Source organism: Flavobacterium cupreum (assembly GCF_003996965.1).
Taxonomy (GTDB): Bacteria; Bacteroidota; Bacteroidia; order Flavobacteriales; family Flavobacteriaceae; genus Flavobacterium; species Flavobacterium cupreum.
In genome coordinates, this window is sequence record NZ_QWDM01000006.1 from 214,612 (window position 1) to 232,632 (window position 18,021).

The following is an 18,021-nucleotide window of genomic DNA, read 5'->3' on the forward strand; positions in this document are numbered from 1 at the left end:
CCTTCATTATATTCTTAAATCTGAAATAATTGATTTACTACCTCTTTAATTCTTGCTTTTTCCGAACTACTTAAGCTGGTACCGGATGGCAGACACAAACCCTTTTCAAATAAATTTTCAGAAACAGTACTGCCATAGTAAGGATATTGAGAAAACAAAGGTTGTAAATGCATGGGTTTCCACAATGGCCTGGATTCTATGTTCTTTTCTTCAAAAGCCTGGAGCAAAATAGTCCTGTTCCTATTTTGACCGGGTTCTATTAAGATTGTTGTCAGCCAATAGTTTGAATCATAGTCGGTATTTAAATTTTCGAAAACAGTTATTCCCTTTATATCTTTAAATACGCTAACGTAAAAATCGTGAATTTGTTTTTTAACTTTTAAATTAGCGTCCAGAATTTTCATTTGTCCTCTTCCAATTCCGGCACAAACATTACTCATTCTGTAGTTGTATCCTATTTCGCTATGCTGGTAGTGAATCGCCTCATCTCTGGACTGGGTTGCATAAAAAATCGCTTTTTCTTTGAGATTTTTAGCGTGCGAAATAAGGGCTCCGCCGCTGGAGGTTGTAATGATTTTATTCCCATTAAAGGAGAAAATTCCAAAGGTTCCGAAAGTACCGCATTTTTTACCTTTGTAATGACTTCCCAGTGCTTCGGCACTGTCTTCAATAACAGGGATTTCATATTTATTTGCCACGGCATGAACCTCATCCACTTTATAAGGCATTCCGTATAAATGTACTGCTATAATTGCTTTTGGTTTTTTGCCTTTGGCTATTCTGTCTTTTATTGCAATTTCGAGGTTTTGCGGACAAATATTCCACGTTTCCCCTTCACTGTCCACAAAAACAGGAATTGCTTTCTGATATAAAATAGGATTCGCAGATGCAGAAAATGTCATGCTTTGACAGATTACCTCATCTTCGGCTTTAACACCGAGTAAGATTAATGCCAAGTGAATTGCAGACGTACCTGAATTTAAAGCCGCTACCGAAACATCATCCTGCAAAAATTCCTGTAAATCATTTTCAAAATCATTCACATTTGGGCCACCGGAGGTAATCCAATTATCATCTAAAGCTTTCTGAATATACTTTTGTTCTTCGCCGCTTAATTGTGGCAATGACAAAAAAATTCTTTTATCAGTCATTAATTTTCCAATAATTTGAATCATACCTAACATCATCCTCACTTACATTTGATAAAGGTAAAGTCGAAAATGAAATTAATTTTGAGTCGCTTTCCAAAGACTCTATAGCATTGGCATATCCGGCAGGAATGTGGATAATTTTACTGTCTGAAGCACTTGCAAATACCGTTTCAATAACCAAATCCTTTGAGGGCTGTTCCCAGTCATCAATTTTCACAAAATGAATTTTAAAAGATCCGCTTAAACAATAAAAATTTTTAGCGTCCAGTTTATGTCCCTGCCAGGCCCTGATCGGATTTGCATCAGAATTACTTATGATATAAAATCTTTCAATGTCTTTAAAACTAAAATCATTGACATATGAAATAGTTCCCCTATGGTCTGAAAAATTTCCTCCCTGAGTTATTGTGGGTTCCATTAGCTTATTTTTAAACTTGCTTTACGAATCAGGTAAAATTTCAATGAATATACCAAAATGAGTGGCGAGATAATTACAACAAAAAGTGTAACTGTTTCCAGTTTATCGTAGAAGAATACAACTATGCCTGAAATAATACTTTGCGTTATGGCATAAATTAAGGATACAATACGATGCTGGATTTTATATTCGTTGCTTAATATCTGGTAGAAATGAAGCCTGTGCGCCTCAAAAATATTTTGTTTCAGGTACAACCTATGCAAGATTGTACAAATTGCATCAACTCCATAGACTGCTAAAAACAAAAGCCAGATAATCGAATTGGTGAGTAAAATCAATTTCAGAATGAGAAAAATAACCCAAAAAGCGATGGCAATACTCCCAACATCACCTGCAAAACATTTTGCCTTTTTTCTATAATTAAAAAACAGAAAAACCATACTAGCCAGCATGGCATAAATTATGAAACTTGCATCGGTAAAAAGCTGCACATTTTTATTTACATACCATAAAGATCCCATAACCACTAAGGTATACAAACCGGTTATGCCATTGATACCATCCATGAAATTATATGCATTGATAATTCCGATAGCAAAAATATAGGCCAAAACAATGGCGATCGGATGTAAATTAACAAACACCCCTAAATCATAAAAAATTAAACTAATAGCCAGAAAGTGAACCGATATTCTGATTTTAGTGGACAAACTCTGAATATCATCCCAAAAGCTTACCAAGGTAACGAGTGTAATTCCTGTAAAGAAAAAATAATTGTACGGTATATTTTGAGCGAAATAGAGCAATGCTGCGAACCAAAAAATGATGCCACCGCCTCTTAATGTAATTTCGGTATGAGAACTTCTTAAGTTTGGTTTATCAATAATATTAAAGCGATCGGCCACTTTAAAATATAACAACTCAATTATAAATAAGATAAGAAATATTATGGTGTAAATCATAAGCTAAATAAGAACTTCAAAAAGAATGAATTTCGCAGGTTAAATTTTAAATTTTAAAATATTCAAAAGGTATTCACCGTACCCGGATTTCTTTAAAGGTTCTGCCAAATTTCTTAACTGTTCAGAAGTAATAAAACCTTGTCTCCAGGCAATTTCCTCGATACAGCCTACTTTTAGTCCCTGGCGTTCTTCTAACACCTGAACAAATTGTCCGGCCTGCATTAAGCTGTTAAAAGTTCCGGTATCCAGCCACGCTGTTCCTCTGCTCAGGATTCCAACTTTTAATTTTCCCTGTTCGAGATATACTTTATTTACATCGGTAATCTCATATTCACCTCTTGCGCTTGGCTTGATATTTTTAGCAATTTCAACAACTGAATTATCGTAGAAATACAATCCCGGAACAGCAAAGTTCGATTTAGGGGCTATTGGCTTTTCTTCAATTGAAATTGCTTTTCTATCATCATCAAACTCTACAACTCCGTAACGTTCAGGATCTGAAACGTGGTAGGCAAAAACTACTCCTCCTTCCGGATTCGCATTTTCTTTTAATAATTGCTGCATATGGGTTCCGAAAAAGATATTATCTCCTAAAACTAATGCTACTTTATCGTTACCAATAAACTCTTCACCAATTACAAAAGCCTGTGCTAACCCATTTGGATTGGGTTGTTCCGCATAGCTGAATTTACATCCAATAGCACTTCCGTCCCCTAATAGTTTCTTAAAATGAGGTAAATCATGCGGTGTAGATATAATTAATATTTCATTAATACCTGCCATCATCAAAGTGGAGAGCGGGTAATAAATCATCGGTTTATCATAAACTGGCATTAACTGTTTACTTACAGCTAATGTTAAAGGATGTAATCTTGTTCCTGAACCTCCTGCTAATATAATTCCTTTCATATTTTTTTTATTAAATCAAATGATATTTAAATTTTATAAACTCATCATTACTTTTAAACTCTCTTTGTAATTTGGAACAGCAACTTGAAATTCTTTTTTAATTTTAGATTTATCCAATAAAGAATACGCCGGTCTTTTTGCAGGAGTAGGATATGAAGAAGAAGGAATTCCGCTTACTTCACAAGTATAACCTCCAATTTCTTTTATAGCTAATGCAAATTCGTACCAGCTAATTTCTCCTTCATTAGAAAAATTATAAATTCCACCCGTCCAATTCGAATGTGTAATTATTGTTATAATAGCTTGTGCGAGATCAGCAGCATAAGTAGGGCTTCCTATCTGATCATTTACCACACTAAGCGTATCTCTTTCGATCATTAATCGTGACATGGTTTTTACAAAATTGTTTCCAAAACCTGAATACACCCACGATGTTCGAAGGATTATTGCTTCCGGATTTTTTTGCAGACATAACTGTTCCCCTGCCAGTTTGGTTGCTCCGTAAACATTTATTGGATTTGTTGGTGCATTCTCTGTCAAAGCAGTAGATGATGTTCCATCAAACACATAATCAGTAGATACATGTATTAACTTAGAATTGTTTTTTGAAGACCAGTCTGCCAGAATACCAACCGCTAAATGGTTAATTGTATCTGCTAGTTCCTCTTCAGATTCAGCTTTATCTACCGCTGTGTAAGCAGCACAATTAACAATTATATCCGGACTGTCTGCATCTAGCTGATCCTCAAGAATAGACAAATTGTCTAAAGAAAGTTGTGTTCTGTCAGCAAAAATCCATTCAAACTGGGGATACTTTTCTGATAAAATTCTTAATTCTGAACCTAATTGACCATTTGAGCCCGTTACTAAAATTTTTTCCATTAGAATAAGCTATTACAGTTCTCAATAAAAGGAAGTATCTTATCTTTTTCAGAAACAATGGCATTCTCCAAATCCATTCCCCAATCAATACTTAGAGACGGATCATCAAATTTAATTCCGCCCTCAGAGGCTTTATTATAAAACTGATCACATTTATACATTACAGAAGCCGTTTCGCTTATTACTGAGAAACCATGTGCAAAACCTTGCGGTACTAATAACTGCTTTTTATTTTCTGCCGATAACAAAACACTAAACGCTTTACCATAAGTTGGTGAATCTTTTCTCAAATCTACAGCAACATCAATAATCTCTCCTTCTAAAACACGAACTAATTTAGTCTGGGCAAAGGGTGGATTTTGATAATGAAGTCCGCGTAAAGTACCTTTCTTAGAAAAAGACTGATTGTCCTGAACAAATTCAATTTCAATCCCTAAGTCTGAAAATTTAGTTTTGCTGTAAGATTCAAAAAAGTAACCTCTCTCATCTCCAAAAACAATTGGTTCTACTACTACTAAATCTTTTATAAATGTTTTTTCTATGTTCATATTAAATATTATTTTTTATCACTTTATAACTTTTCATTTTTAAAAAAAACCAAAACTGGTTCCGGATTCCAATTCAGTAATTTTCTGGCTTTCGAGTCGTCAAAAACCAGATCTGAAATTATTTTTTTTATTTTTAACGAATTAACAGGAGCTTTATCTCCAATTATATCTCCAGTTTTTCCAATAATTTTGGCTAGAGCCATTGGTAAAGAAATTTGTTTTTTACCTTTTGAAATAGCCAGACTTAGTTCATTAAAATTAGGATGAAAACCATCAGTAAGATTATAAATCCCACCTATTGGTGCTACAATAGGAAGTAATACTGCAACATCTTTACACAAGACCATACTTTTTCTGGCCTGTCCTTTTCCAATATTAAAATAGTATCCTTTTTTAATCGCTTTTATCATAGCTCCTAAATTACCGGGAGGGTTTTCCCCTACTAAAAGCGGCAATCTCAAAATTGTATGAGTAACATTATTTTTCTCACACCATTCAATCACCAGATTTTCTGCTTTAATCTTACTTAATCCATAGGGATCAGAGGCGAGCAAAGCATGTTCTTCATTAATATCATAACCTTTCTCCTGGCCATAAACAGCAACGGAACTAATAAAAATAAATTGCTTTGGTATACCGGATTTCTCTAAACCTTTTAAAATATTTAATGTTCCTGAAAAATTTACATCTTCAAATTGTTTTTTTTCGGGCTCTGTTTTTGGAATACTATGTGCTTTACCCGCTGCATGAATAATTAAATCAAATTCCTGATTAAAATCAGGAATTTCTTTTTCTAATGAAACGTTATAGAAAGAATTTGATCTGGATAAAGTAATAATATTATAATTCTCCGCTAATTCTTTTTTTATAGCTGAACCTAAAAAACCATTTGCACCCGTTAAAAGTATATTCATTAAATTGTATATCTATTTTTGCAACCAATTAAAAGAAAAATCATCAAAAAATAATTCTTTAAGCCATCCGGAAATAAACATTTTTTCGTAAACTTGTTCGTCTATCTCTTCAAATTTTAAATTGAAAAATTCATAATTCAATTCAATATTATTTCTATCAATGATATAAATATTGTTTTCATTATAAAATGGATATCTTTTTATATCAGCGTTTGTTGTAATTATTTTTTTTCCACTGCCCAGTGCTTCAAATACTCTCATTGTCAAACCTATCTGATTTGGATGATTTATATCTAAAACAACTTTTGATTGTTTGTATAATTCTATTATTTGCTCATGTTTTAAACTGGAAAAAGAAATTTTATTGTAATTGAATTTTTTGAAAGAAGAATCAAACAATTTAAAAAACAAGAACACAATTCTACTGGGTGAGTAATAAAATGCAAAACTTTTAAGTTTATTTTTCAGACACCATACACTGGCTTTTTCGCTAATAATATACCTGTCAGAATGTGCTGTACCAATAAATAACAAATCGTATACAGGATTCTGCTGACTATCCAGTTTGTAATAATCATCCGAAAAGAATAATGGCCTAAATTTTAAATTATAAACTGCAGAATCCTTGGGATCAAATGTATACTTCCTATCGAAGTTTTTTAAAATGGCAATACCGTTAGGGTTATTTTCAAATGAATCAAACGTATAATAAAGTAATATAATTTTGGGATTTAATTCAATTACCCTGTCGATAAAAAACTGAGGAACTACTTCTCCTTTTATCAAAAAGAAATAGTCATATTTTTTTTTGCGAATTTTTTCTAAAATCTCATGGTAGTACTTAGTTATTATCCGGTTATAAAGACTTCTTTTTAATCGGATTATACCCTTACTAAAAATTGAATTATTTGGTCTTTCATCATAATAATCTACTTCCGCACCAAGGAATCTTAGTTTTTCAGCAATAATATTCTCATAATTGAATAATTTTACAGAAAGAAAAAGTATCTTTTTATTATCAAAATATTTATCCTCCATTATTTCAACAAACCTTTTTTTACCATCTCGTCCAGAGATTTACTTAATTTATCTTCCTGAATTTCCTGCTCTAATACCCACGCCGAAAATTTCTTAATACCTTCCTTAAAAGTAAATTTGGGTTCAAATCCCAGTTTTGTTTTAATTTTCGTTAAATCAGCATAATTATGGCGAATGTCACCTAGTCTGAATCTCCCTGTAATAGTTACAGGAACATTAATAGCATACGCCTCTATCAACGAATTAGCCACTTCAACAACATCTGTTGGTATTCCTGTCCCGACGTTAAATACATGACCATTTGCTTCTTCTTTTTCAATCCCTAATACAGTAGCCTGAATTACATCGTCGATAAAAACAAAATCTCTTGATTCTTTTCCGTCTTCAAATATTTGAATAGGATTATTATTTCTAATCTGGGTCGAAAATATGGATAGTATCCCAGTATAAGGATTAGAAAGTGATTGTCCAGGACCATATACATTTTGATATCTAAACGCCACCGGAGCAATTCCTATAGTGGGGCAAACCGTCATAATCATTTGTTCCTGATTCTGTTTTGTAATACCATAAACAGATGATGGATGAATTTTTGATTCTTCATCTGTTGCTACTAATACTAAATCTGAACTGCCTTCATAATTCAATTCAAATTTTCCTTCCAGCATATCCTTTTCATTTCTGTAGCCTGGATAAATCGCTCCCAATTCAGGATGGATATACTTTCCTTCTCCATAGATTGATCTGGATGAAGCTATTACAATTTTTTTTACCTGATGGGGAGTATTTGCCAGAATATCTAACATAATGGCCGTACCCTGAATATTAACTTCTGTATATTTTTCAATACAATACATTGATTGTCCGGTTCCTGTTTCGGCTGCAAAATGTACCACAACATCTTGATTTTTTAAGGCTTTTTCCCAATCTGCGCGAGAAGTTACTGTTCCTTCAATAAACGTAACTTTATCTTTTATGCTTTTGTAAAGAGGAGAAGTGACTTTAGGGTTTTCGCCATGTATTTGTGTTGATAAATTATCTAAAACTGTTATTGAATAACCTTTATTAATTAATTCTAAAGAAAGATTGCTGCCTATAAATCCAGCACCTCCAGTAATCAAAATATTTTTCATATTTAATACTTATTTATATAAATGTTCCTTCGGGATTTGTTTTTTCCCATTGTTTTTTATCTGCATTATATCTTTTAACAACTTTTGCCGGCGCTCCTACTATTACAGAATAATCTGGAAAACTTCCCCGAACAACAGAGTTTGATCCAACAATGCAGTGATTTCCCAATATAGTGCCTGCCTGAATTACTGCACCATAACCAATAAAACAATTCTCGCCAATTAAGGTCTCCCTGATTATATTGGGCTGCTCTAAGATATGCACCTCTATTGCTTTATAATCATGGTCAAGATTACTTATAAAAACATTCGCTGATATCGTTGTCCTGGTTTTGATAATAAGGTTCCCACCAGAAATGATATGAAGATTTTGGCCAACAGAAATATCATCTTCAAAAACAATTGAAGATAAATTATCAATTACTTCAATTCTTGCACCTGGAAAAATACGCACCTTCTTACCGATAAAAACCCGATTAATTCTTCCCAGATAAACAGGTTTCCCTATGTATGACGGAAAACCAATTTTTCCTATGAAAGCTTTATAAATCAAAGCTCTGATAATCCAAAATATTTTAAAAATCATGTTATTAAAATTATGCTTTAGCTCTACAAATTACTTTAAAAAAGGAATACACTCTGAACTTAACCTTAAACAAAAAAGAACTTGTACTTTTTGCAGCTCCTGTTGATACATTTTGATTGTGTCTTCTATATAAAACCAGAGGTTCACTAATTACATACGTTTTATAGTAAAATTCCGAAATCAAAGACAGCCATAAATCATGCGGACATAATTTGACTTTTTCAGGAAATGGTATCAATTTAGGAAGTATGTTTTTATTAAAAGCCATGCAACAGCCCAAATATTTTGCCTTAATTAAATTACTCCAGAAACCCTTCTTACCGCCACCCCGCATTTCAAAAAAAGTCAAGCCGGTCGGTACTAAATTTTCATCAACAATTTTTGCATTGCTCACAACAAAATCATGATTCTTTAAAAATCCTGATACTATCTTAACTTTATTTTTTTCCCAGACATCGTCCTGATCAGATAAAAAAATATGATCTCCCGAGGCTTGCATTATAGCATTTTGAAAATTATTTGTATATCCTTTTTTTACATTGAAAAAGATTTTAATCCTGTTATCATTTAACGATTTAATAATTGAAATCGTCTCATCAGTTGAATGATCATCTGAAATTATAATTTCATCATCTGATTCTAATTGAAATAGTATAGATAAAAGCTGCTCTCTAATGTATTTTTCTCCGTTATATGTTGCAATACATACTGATATCATTTCATCTTAAATTTAGTATAGTTAGTAGTAATACCCTTAATTATTTATTGTAAATCCCAAAACAATTGTTACGATAATCAAGGTAACCTTTAATTATACTTTTGATTTTTGACATCTTATGGCTCTCAAACATCAGAATTTTCAAAATATCATTTATAAAAACTCTTGTTTCTATCTTTGCAAAGGTATTTGAGACATCTTTATACTTATTTCTAACATATAATCTATTTCTTGTTATATAATATCTCCTAATACTCGAGTGATTTGTCACAATTGCTTTTACAAAAAGAAAAGAAGTGCGTTTTGAATCTCCAAGTTCATGCTGTAACAATACATTTGGTAAATTGGCAATGCTATATCCTTCTTTTTTAAGTTTCAAACAATACTCTATATCAACATAATCTATAAATAATTTCTCTTCAAATCCACCTATTTTTTCATGAATTTTTAGGTTTACAATGTTTCCCGATGTCATTACAATGATAGGCTCATTGTCTTCTTTTATAGATTTATCATATAATTTACCATCAATTATGTAATCCGGATAATAGAGCGCAATATTTCTATTTGTATTATTTGAAATCAAATCCTTTACATTATCCGTGAAATTGAGGAACTTACTATCCTGATCCATTGTAATAATCCATTCAAAACCACTTGCCAGGGCCTTCTTACAGCCTATATTAAGAGCCTGGGCAATACCAAGATTTCCGTTATTAAAAACATATTCAATTTTGGGACCTAAACCAGAAAATTTATGGCCATTTGGCTTATCTGAATTATCAATAATATAAATAAAGTTTACCCGATTAAAATAGCTATCAATATTTTCTAGAATGGTATCGTCAGGGTTATATAAGACTACAACTGCAGCAAGCATATTATTAAAATTATGGATTAAAAAGATTTCTAGATATTAATTTGTAATCAATTTTACGTAAAACAGTACAACAAGTAAAAGCGTAAATCCTATAGAAATCACTATCATCCTTGAAAAGTAAATTGGCTTAAATGCATAGTATAATAATGGAATCAATATAATATCCACAATGGCATATAATTCATTTATACGAACTGCAATTGCCGGGACACTTGAAAGCAAAGGGTACACCATTAAGGCTATGCAATAAATTTTCATTAAAATTGTAAAATACTTATTGTAATAAAGTATTAGATCGTATTTAAATAACAAGAAATAAAATATTGCAGTTTTAGATAAAAAAACAAGATTAAAAACATTGATTGCTGTTGATTCCTGATCACCAATTTCCTGCAATTTCTGATACATTTGAATTTTCTCCTGTACTCCCGGTATCGGAATAATACCTATCAAATTTATTCCGGAAAAATAGATTAAATAGACAAAAGGCATTGAAAAAAACATCCATTTTTTACGAGGTTCATTTCCTAAAAACCATAAGGGCAAAATTACTAAAGCAGAATAGTGGAAGGAAAGTCCAAGCATTGCAAACAGCAAAAAAAGCTTCAGATTACGGTCATATATTGGTTTAATACACAACAGTAAAAAAGAAGAGGCTATCCCTGCCCTAATCTGAGTCATTTCATGCAATATGAAAAAATTGCTTAGGTATACCAATACGGATAAAAACCATAAACTAGTCAATTTCTTTATGGCAATTAATTTAATTGAGACCCCCAGTATGGCAAAAATTAAAAACAAAAATAAAGGGTTGTCTCCAAAAACAGTCTCAATAACCATTGAGATAGCTACAAAAGAAGGTTCCATCACAATAAACTCCCGCTGATGAAACATTTCTACATAATTATTATAATCCCTATCAACGCCTTCTCCCCGAAAACCTGCAATGAAAATTAAAATCAGGCCCAGACATATGAACATTGCATTTTTTACCATTCTATCTTCCGGAGGAAAGAGAGAAATCATTAAAAATGTAAAAAATGTAAAAAGCAGTATTAAAATCATCTGACGACTTAAAGTTGTTTCAATATAAAATTACACAAATCAACAGACTGGTTTATTTCTATAAGTTTTTTAGCTATATTAATATTATTTGAACTCGCTTCTAATGGCTTTTCAATGGTATTTTTATCAAAATCATTTATTTTAATAAAGTCATATCCCATTTTTTTATAATCTCCTATTTCTTCGGATAAAACAATTGGTATTAAACCATAATATAAGTATTCTATTAATTTAGTGGGACAGGCTACCTTATTCACTATATTTTCATCTCTTAATATTAAAGCGTAATCTGCAGCTATGTAATCTTTCCATAAATCAGAAGGATTCCTGCTAGTGATTGTAATAGAATCTAAATTTATATTGTTTACCGTTAATTTATCCTCAAAAGTCTTTTTATCACCAGTAAGAATTGTATAATGAATGCGTGGTGATTGATTTCTTTTAATAAATTCAATCATTAAATCAACATTTTGCCACGCTTGCGCACCGCCGCTGTATACAACCTGAATTTTCTCTTTATTTTTCTCTTTTATACCACTTGTTATATACGGATCGTTTACCTGTAAATTATCTGGCACAATACTATAAACCAAAAAAGCACCTTTAAACGATTTGTACTTTTTTTGGTAATGAATTTTCATAGTATCTGTAACACAAATCGCATTCTCCAACCGATTAAAAACCTGAGATTCTACAAATTTATAGTACGAAGCTCTAATTTTACTTTTATTAAAATATTTTTCTTCTTCCGGAACAACTCCATGTAAATCAAGAGTCAAAGAATTATTTTTTTTAGAAATCAGAATCCATAAAAAACTCAACATGTAAATAGAATGCGAATAGATATATTTATGACCTTTTATTAATTTTAATATTGTCCTGAAATCTGACAAAAGGTTCAGGGAATATACATCTACTATTCCTTCCTTATAATTTTTACTTTGTTTAAAATTCCTTAATGAAACATATAAGTATGTCCGTGGTATGTTTTCGAGTAAAGTATCAATAGCTTTTACGCGGCTAATCATTCCGTCCTTACTATTCTCGGGTGTCGGATATGGTGCTAAAATCAGCAGTTTACTTTCCATCCAAAAATATTTTAACACAATTATAGCTTGCTAAACCATCGCCGTACGGATTATGTGCTTTGCTCATCTTTTCGTATAAATTCTCATCTGTCAGTAAAGCGGTAGCCTGTTTAACAATTTCTTCGGTATTAGTACCTACAAGAATGACAGTTCCGGCAGCTACTGCCTCTGGTCTTTCTGTGGTATCCCTCATCACAAGTACCGGTTTTCCAAGGCTTGGCGCTTCTTCCTGAACGCCTCCACTATCAGTAATTATTATTTTAGATTGTTTCATTAACCAAACAAATCCCGGATAAGCTAAAGGGTCTATTAGGTTTATAGTTGGTATATTACCCAGAATTGAAAATACAGGTTCCTTAACATTTGGATTTAAGTGAACAGGATACACTATTTGTACATTCTGTTCTAATGCAAGTTGTCTTAAAGCGTGACAAATATTTATAAAACCTTCACCAAAATTTTCTCTTCTATGCCCTGTGACAACAATTAATTCCTTTGAAGGGTCAATTATTGATTTTAAAAAACTTATTTGACTATCCTCAATATTTTCAACCTTATCTTTTGCCAATAAAAGAGCGTCAATTACGGTATTACCTGTTACAAAGATTGCTTTTTCACTAATTCCTTCATCCAGCAGGTTCTTTTTCGCTTGTTGCGTCGGAGCAAAATGCAAATCAGCCAAACGACCGGTTAACTGTCTGTTCATTTCTTCCGGAAACGGAGACAACTTATTATGAGTTCTCAAACCTGCTTCTATATGACAAACTTTTGTATTTGCATAAAATGATGCCAAAGCAGCAGCAGTAGATGTTGTAGTATCTCCATGAACAAAAACAAAATCGGGCGTAAAACTTTCCAGTATTGGTTTTAATCCTAAAATTACATCAGATGTTAATTGAGATAAATTTTGACCTGGTCTCATGAGATTGAGATCAAAATCCGGAACAATCTCAAAAAAATCTAAAACCTGATCCAGCATTTCTCTATGCTGAGCAGTAACACAAACCTTTGTCTCAAATTTATCCTTATGATTTTGAAACTCTTTTACCAATGGTGCCATTTTTATAGCTTCTGGTCTGGTTCCAAAAACGATGAGTATTTTTTTCATACGTCTATTTTTCAAAGGCATTTAAGGTTTTTTTCAATTCTTCAAGATGAGACAAGCCATATTTCAAATCTGGCTCAAGATAATTACCTTCTCCCCATTCATTCCATGATTTGATAAAAGCGATACGCTTGTCATCCGGTTTATCTTTTATTTTTTCTAATACCTGCTCAACATGTTTTCCAAAAAGTTCAGGTGTAGAATTAAGATAAACATGTCCTCCTAGGCCACTACGCGGTGTGTGATCCCAATTGGGTACGATCGAAGGCATTACATTTAAATCAGAATCTTCTGTTCCAACGAAATTTTTCATTGCGTCTTTGTATTGAAAAACAAATGGAAGCCTAAATACCTTTCTTTTAATTTTATCAAAAGCTCTTCTTGTCAGGCTTCTGCCATACCTTACATATTCAAATAATCTTACAACATTAACAGCATCAAATCCTTTTGATAAGATCTTTTCCCGTTTTTTTATGTTTGGAGTTTGTCCGACAAAATAAATTCCTTTAAGTCCATTTTGTTTGGCCAGCTCCTGCCACAATTCAATAAAGCGGGTAACATCAGGAAACTCTAACGGTTTATAAATCATAAAGAGTGGTTTATCCTCTACACGTATGTATCTTTTATCTTTAAATGCAGGCAAAAGCGCATTAAAATGTTCAATATAATCTTCGTCTCCTAAATAAAGTTGTTCCTGCAGTGTTTCTTTTACACATGTGCCTTCACTATTCCATAATTTAGCCATCCATGAGTCATTTGCCCAAGCCAGACAAAATGGAAAATCCGGTTCTCCTGAATTTACGACTTCATTAAAGGGCTGCTCAATTAATCTTTTGCCGTTACCAAACCAATAATGCCAGTAACAAAATCCTTCAACACCATGTTCTCTTGCTAAATCTGCCTGAGCTTTTCTGGTTTCCTTTAAACGTAAATCATAATAGCCTAAATCTGCAGGAATTTTAGGCTGTTCGTGTCCTCGAAACAAACGCTTGGCTTTTCCTACATTTGTCCATTCTGTAAACCCTTTTCCCCACCACTCATCATTCTCGGGTATTGGATGAAATTGTGGTAAATAAAATGCAATTAAACGGGCTTTTGTTATCATAAATTAATTATTTTTTATAGAATCCAATAATGCTCTTAATCGGATTAATGGCAAGAGTTAATGATAAAATTGCGATTACTATTAATATCGCAATAGATTTAATTAATATAGAAAGTAGTATATTATCAATATCGATAATATATACCAAAATAAATATAGCAGTTGAGATCACCAGGATGCTAATGAATGGCCTGATATGACTAATTTGTAATCGTGAATACCACATTGAGATGGATAACATTACAGTCATAGAAAAACTAGAGACAAGAGCTGCAACCACAAGGCCATACAAAGGCAATAAAAATATATTTAAAACAATACTGATACCAGCACCAATAATATTAATAAGGGAATTTATCTTGGTTTTGGATTGTGCTGTAATAATAGTGCCGTATAACATACTCAAAGAAGAACTGTACACTCCAATTATTATCATTGGAACATACCAATATGCTCCATGAAATTGCGGATTTGACATTATTTGAAAAAACTCTTTTGAAAACACACTTAAACATAATACGCCAATAAGTAAAACGTAGACAAAGCCATTCCTTATATTTTCAAATGTTTTAATAAATCCGTCAGTCCCCCAGGTTTTAAATATAAAAGGCTCAAACGCCTTATAAGCTCCATAGGCGAAAATATTAAGGATCAATGCCAATGTAGATGCTGTACTATAAATACCCAAATCATTTAAACTAAGATATTTGTCTATCAAAATCCTGTCAGAAATTGTTGTAACATAATAAGCTAAAGTACCCGGGACAAGTGGTAAAGAAAATAACAGAACTTCCTTTATTTGTTTAAGGCAAAGATTCCATATGATATGTTTTCTGGAAATATAGAGAAAAACAAATGCATATATAAAATTAACCAACAGTCCCGCCAATAAAACTCCTAATGCAGAATACTTAAAATAGACTACCAATACTAGTGTTAGTACAAGTGTTATTACTCCTCTTGAAATATTTATTATTGTAAGCATTAAAGGCTTTTCCAAAAGTCTATACAGTGCTGAAGGAAGTATCGAAAAAATATTAAAAAAATTGGTAAAAACACCTATTAATATAAAAGGATAAAAAGAAATATTACTTCCAAGCAATGAAAAAAAATAGGGTCCAAATAGCACAAACAGCACTACAATGAACACATTAAATAAAATGACAAAAGAAGTAAGGTTTCCTAATAACTTTTTCCTTGTTATGTCATCTTCACATCTATAATAAAAAACTAAATAATAAGTATTTATACATAAAAAACCTAAGGCTAACATAAAAGTTGTTAGTGTGCCTACGTAATTTACAATACCATAATCTGCAGGAGATAAATATCGGGTAAGGATAGGGAAACTTATAAATCCAAGTAATCGGGGAACGATGTCTCCTAAAGCGTAAATTGTAGTATTTTTAATTAACTGTTTATTCTCTTTCATGTCATTATTTTATCAATTCCTTTAAAATTGATAAATCAAATTCTTGTATGTAATCATGTAACAGACCGTACTCTGTTACAGCATTAAATTTTAGCAATTTTATCAATTCCCCTTCATCATTTGCCTGCATTATCTTTTTTTCAGAACCGTCAAATGGAGGTACTGCCTTAAAACCGGCCATGTTTATACCCTCATCATTTTTGGGATCAAATAAAATATAATTAACTCCATTCATTAAAGCCTCAAGTAATACTGTAGATGTAGCACCAATAACCAGTGATGATTTGGTAAGAGATGTCGTTAGGTCTTCATTATCTAAAATGTAAAAATCCTGGTCTAAAAATGCATGAACCCACTTTTTATCAATCGATGGATGTGGCCTGTATCTGGCTTTTTTTACTCCAATTTTTTTTAAAACAGACTGGACCTTATACAAGTATAAAACAATCTTACTTTTATCGCTAACTATTATATTGTCGTACTCATGCTGATGCCAAAGGGCAGATGAAAGAGGAATAATCAAAATATTTGACAGATCTGACCGCAAATTTTTATCCTTTTCTAATGTCTTAAATTTTGGATTTCCGACAACTTTAATTTTTGAAGAATTAAATCCTGCATCAATATAATTATTCTTAATTTTCTCACTCCACACCATTAAATAATCAGATCTGTTGTCAACTTCGAGTGAATAAATTCCTGGCATGCCATGTGAAAAAACAAAAGAAGGTTTTTGGATTTTTTTAAAAATATCTATAAAATATTTGCTATAAAAATATTGATCTGTATTAAGCAATAAAGCTTTGAAATTTTTCTCAGCATATTGATCTATAAAATGCGACTGAAACTTTTCTAATTCAGCGTGAAGTTCTGGCTTCAGGTAAGTATTAAAATCTTCTTTATGTATTAGCCTTTGAGTTTTCTTGTGCCAATTTATAGTTTTGAAATCCCCAAAAACGTTTTTTCTTTCTATAGGTTGCCAGACAGGAAAAAAAGAGTCAAATCCTAATTGTTTTAACAGTTTCTTGTCCGAAAAATTGACCGTAGATAAGATATTTATATTTTCAGATACTTGTTTTGGGTTATTCAATATAGCGTTCGAATACTGAAGCAATTCTATTGCTCTTTCTCTCCAGGTTATTTTTCGATTTCTATGATAAGATTTCGTTATATGCTTTTCTGAATTATATATATGCCAATCTAATTCTGCTTTAAAAAAATCTATATATTTTGATGACAATTTATTTTCTGAATTATCCTTTAAATATTTAATAAGATATTTGTCCATGTATGTTTAAAATTTGATATTAATTTTGTAATTTTTTACTATTTTCAAAATTCCATATCAACTGCTACAATTATAACCTAAATTCAACCTCTTTATTTTAAGAATATAAGTTATTTTGAAAAATAATTTTTATAGTTGCTGGCGTCAATTTTTTTTATAATTAAATTAGGACTTGCTCCGAAAACTATTGAACCACCAGGAATATCTGTATCCTTAATATATGAATTTGCAGAAATGATGACATTATCACCTATTGTCGAATTTCCTAAAACCTTAGTATTAGACAACATTTTTACATTTTTACCAAATACAGGAAAAATACCTTTATTATTTCCAACAGTACAGCCCTGATTAAAAGAAAAATAATTTTTGAAGACACCTCTGCCAATTACAGTTCCCAGAGGGTGATCCAAAAAGAAAATATCGGGAAGATTAACCTCATAAAATAAATCACAAGAATTTAACATTCGATTGAGATAGTAAATTTTATCACAAATAGTTCTATTATTGACTGATGATTTAAAAATCGTATTACTTAAATAGTATAAAAAAATACACCATTGACCCGAATGAAACGGGTTAAAAAAAGCAAGACCATTTTTACTATAGTACTTATTGTTAGTATTTACAAAACAAAACTCAGTTCTCGATTTAGTTTCACCAAAGGAGTTAATAATAATGTTTTTCTCTCTATCAGTTAATTTAAACAATTTTAATTGATCAAATAGTAAATCTAAAATATAGTCATCTTCAAAGTCGGAAATCATCATTTAATCCAGTATTTAATTCTTTATCAAAA

Annotated in this window: 19 protein-coding genes; all 19 read right to left on the bottom strand. The window is 31.6% G+C overall.

Going from position 1 to position 18,021, the window contains the following annotated elements; translation table 11 throughout:
- Positions 1–14 precede the first annotated feature (14 nt).
- A complete protein-coding gene (locus D0817_RS11170) occupies positions 15–1,151 on the bottom strand; it encodes a DegT/DnrJ/EryC1/StrS family aminotransferase (RefSeq protein ID WP_127338477.1) in 1,137 nt (378 codons plus the stop codon).
- Positions 1,144–1,569 (bottom strand): cupin domain-containing protein, encoded by a 426-nt coding sequence (locus D0817_RS11175; RefSeq protein ID WP_127338478.1) that lies wholly within the window; start codon positions 1,567–1,569, stop codon positions 1,144–1,146. Before D0817_RS11175 ends, D0817_RS11170 begins: the two co-directional genes overlap by 8 nt.
- Positions 1,569–2,474 carry an MraY family glycosyltransferase gene (locus tag D0817_RS11180; RefSeq protein ID WP_238160853.1) on the bottom strand — a complete coding sequence of 302 codons (906 nt, stop codon included), beginning with the start codon at positions 2,472–2,474 and terminating at the stop codon, positions 1,569–1,571. The genes D0817_RS11175 and D0817_RS11180 overlap by 1 nt, the downstream gene beginning before the upstream one ends.
- A 96-nt stretch (positions 2,475–2,570) precedes the next feature.
- Positions 2,571–3,440, bottom strand: coding sequence for a glucose-1-phosphate thymidylyltransferase RfbA (gene rfbA / locus D0817_RS11185; RefSeq protein ID WP_127338480.1), 870 nt, complete (start codon positions 3,438–3,440; stop codon positions 2,571–2,573).
- 33 nt (positions 3,441–3,473) lie between these two features.
- Positions 3,474–4,322, bottom strand: coding sequence for a dTDP-4-dehydrorhamnose reductase (rfbD, locus tag D0817_RS11190; RefSeq protein ID WP_127338481.1), 849 nt, complete (start codon positions 4,320–4,322; stop codon positions 3,474–3,476).
- Complete coding sequence (gene rfbC / locus D0817_RS11195; RefSeq protein ID WP_127338482.1) at positions 4,322–4,870, bottom strand: dTDP-4-dehydrorhamnose 3,5-epimerase; 549 nt, start codon at positions 4,868–4,870, stop codon at positions 4,322–4,324. The genes rfbD and rfbC overlap by 1 nt, the downstream gene beginning before the upstream one ends.
- Positions 4,871–4,893: 23 nt before the next feature.
- Positions 4,894–5,784 (bottom strand): NAD-dependent epimerase/dehydratase family protein, encoded by an 891-nt coding sequence (locus D0817_RS11200; RefSeq protein WP_127338483.1) that lies wholly within the window; start codon positions 5,782–5,784, stop codon positions 4,894–4,896.
- 12 nt (positions 5,785–5,796) lie between these two features.
- Entirely contained in the window at positions 5,797–6,822 is a 1,026-nt protein-coding gene (locus D0817_RS11205) for a WaaS/CpsH family glycosyltransferase (protein ID WP_127338484.1), read from the bottom strand.
- Complete coding sequence (locus D0817_RS11210) at positions 6,822–7,955, bottom strand: NAD-dependent epimerase/dehydratase family protein (RefSeq protein WP_127338485.1); 1,134 nt, start codon at positions 7,953–7,955, stop codon at positions 6,822–6,824. The genes D0817_RS11205 and D0817_RS11210 overlap by 1 nt, the downstream gene beginning before the upstream one ends.
- 13 nt (positions 7,956–7,968) lie before the next feature.
- On the bottom strand, positions 7,969–8,541 hold the full coding sequence (locus D0817_RS11215) for an acyltransferase (protein WP_127338486.1): 573 nt from the start codon (positions 8,539–8,541) through the stop codon (positions 7,969–7,971).
- A gap of 10 nt (positions 8,542–8,551) precedes the next feature.
- Positions 8,552–9,259 (bottom strand): glycosyltransferase family 2 protein, encoded by a 708-nt coding sequence (locus D0817_RS11220; protein WP_127338487.1) that lies wholly within the window; start codon positions 9,257–9,259, stop codon positions 8,552–8,554.
- Between the two features lie 40 nt (positions 9,260–9,299).
- Positions 9,300–10,139, bottom strand: a complete 840-nt coding sequence (locus D0817_RS11225; RefSeq protein WP_127338488.1) for a glycosyltransferase family 2 protein — start codon at positions 10,137–10,139, stop codon at positions 9,300–9,302.
- A gap of 36 nt (positions 10,140–10,175) precedes the next feature.
- Entirely contained in the window at positions 10,176–11,165 is a 990-nt protein-coding gene (locus D0817_RS11230; protein WP_193555359.1) for an EpsG family protein, read from the bottom strand.
- 47 nt (positions 11,166–11,212) lie between these two features.
- Positions 11,213–12,292: a glycosyltransferase family protein gene (locus D0817_RS11235; protein WP_127338490.1), complete on the bottom strand. Its 1,080-nt coding sequence runs from the start codon at positions 12,290–12,292 to the stop codon at positions 11,213–11,215.
- A complete protein-coding gene (gene wecB, locus D0817_RS11240) occupies positions 12,282–13,400 on the bottom strand; it encodes a non-hydrolyzing UDP-N-acetylglucosamine 2-epimerase (RefSeq protein WP_127338491.1) in 1,119 nt (372 codons plus the stop codon). The genes D0817_RS11235 and wecB overlap by 11 nt, the downstream gene beginning before the upstream one ends.
- A gap of 4 nt (positions 13,401–13,404) precedes the next feature.
- The gene (locus D0817_RS11245; protein ID WP_127338492.1) at positions 13,405–14,502 is read right to left on the bottom strand and encodes a glycosyltransferase WbsX family protein; all 1,098 of its coding nucleotides are present in this window, start codon (positions 14,500–14,502) and stop codon (positions 13,405–13,407) included.
- Between the two features lie 7 nt (positions 14,503–14,509).
- Positions 14,510–15,934, bottom strand: a complete 1,425-nt coding sequence (locus D0817_RS11250) for a lipopolysaccharide biosynthesis protein (RefSeq protein ID WP_127338493.1) — start codon at positions 15,932–15,934, stop codon at positions 14,510–14,512.
- Positions 15,935–15,938: 4 nt separating this feature from the next.
- A complete protein-coding gene (locus D0817_RS11255; protein ID WP_127338494.1) occupies positions 15,939–17,222 on the bottom strand; it encodes a hypothetical protein in 1,284 nt (427 codons plus the stop codon).
- A 110-nt stretch (positions 17,223–17,332) separates the two neighbouring features.
- On the bottom strand, positions 17,333–17,992 hold the full coding sequence (locus tag D0817_RS11260) for an LbetaH domain-containing protein (RefSeq protein WP_238160854.1): 660 nt from the start codon (positions 17,990–17,992) through the stop codon (positions 17,333–17,335).
- Positions 17,993–18,021: the final 29 nt, after the last annotated feature.

Excerpts from the sequence above, each read along its gene's own strand:
- D0817_RS11170 (WP_127338477.1), bottom strand. The coding sequence starts at position 1,151 with ATGACTGATAAAAGAATTTTTTTGTCATTGCCACAATTAAGCGGCGAA.
- D0817_RS11175 (WP_127338478.1), bottom strand. The coding sequence starts at position 1,569 with ATGGAACCCACAATAACTCAGGGAGGAAATTTTTCAGACCATAGGGGA.
- rfbA (WP_127338480.1), bottom strand. The coding sequence starts at position 3,440 with ATGAAAGGAATTATATTAGCAGGAGGTTCAGGAACAAGATTACATCCT.
- rfbD (WP_127338481.1), bottom strand. The coding sequence starts at position 4,322 with ATGGAAAAAATTTTAGTAACGGGCTCAAATGGTCAATTAGGTTCAGAA.
- rfbC (WP_127338482.1), bottom strand. The coding sequence starts at position 4,870 with ATGAACATAGAAAAAACATTTATAAAAGATTTAGTAGTAGTAGAACCA.
- D0817_RS11200 (WP_127338483.1), bottom strand. The coding sequence starts at position 5,784 with ATGAATATACTTTTAACGGGTGCAAATGGTTTTTTAGGTTCAGCTATA.
- D0817_RS11205 (WP_127338484.1), bottom strand. The coding sequence starts at position 6,822 with ATGGAGGATAAATATTTTGATAATAAAAAGATACTTTTTCTTTCTGTA.
- D0817_RS11210 (WP_127338485.1), bottom strand. The coding sequence starts at position 7,955 with ATGAAAAATATTTTGATTACTGGAGGTGCTGGATTTATAGGCAGCAAT.
- D0817_RS11215 (WP_127338486.1), bottom strand. The coding sequence starts at position 8,541 with ATGATTTTTAAAATATTTTGGATTATCAGAGCTTTGATTTATAAAGCT.
- D0817_RS11220 (WP_127338487.1), bottom strand. The coding sequence starts at position 9,259 with ATGATATCAGTATGTATTGCAACATATAACGGAGAAAAATACATTAGA.
- D0817_RS11225 (WP_127338488.1), bottom strand. The coding sequence starts at position 10,139 with ATGCTTGCTGCAGTTGTAGTCTTATATAACCCTGACGATACCATTCTA.
- D0817_RS11230 (WP_193555359.1), bottom strand. The coding sequence starts at position 11,165 with ATGATTTCTCTCTTTCCTCCGGAAGATAGAATGGTAAAAAATGCAATG.
- D0817_RS11235 (WP_127338490.1), bottom strand. The coding sequence starts at position 12,292 with ATGGAAAGTAAACTGCTGATTTTAGCACCATATCCGACACCCGAGAAT.
- wecB (WP_127338491.1), bottom strand. The coding sequence starts at position 13,400 with ATGAAAAAAATACTCATCGTTTTTGGAACCAGACCAGAAGCTATAAAA.
- D0817_RS11245 (WP_127338492.1), bottom strand. The coding sequence starts at position 14,502 with ATGATAACAAAAGCCCGTTTAATTGCATTTTATTTACCACAATTTCAT.
- D0817_RS11250 (WP_127338493.1), bottom strand. The coding sequence starts at position 15,934 with ATGAAAGAGAATAAACAGTTAATTAAAAATACTACAATTTACGCTTTA.
- D0817_RS11255 (WP_127338494.1), bottom strand. The coding sequence starts at position 17,222 with ATGGACAAATATCTTATTAAATATTTAAAGGATAATTCAGAAAATAAA.
- D0817_RS11260 (WP_238160854.1), bottom strand. The coding sequence starts at position 17,992 with ATGATGATTTCCGACTTTGAAGATGACTATATTTTAGATTTACTATTT.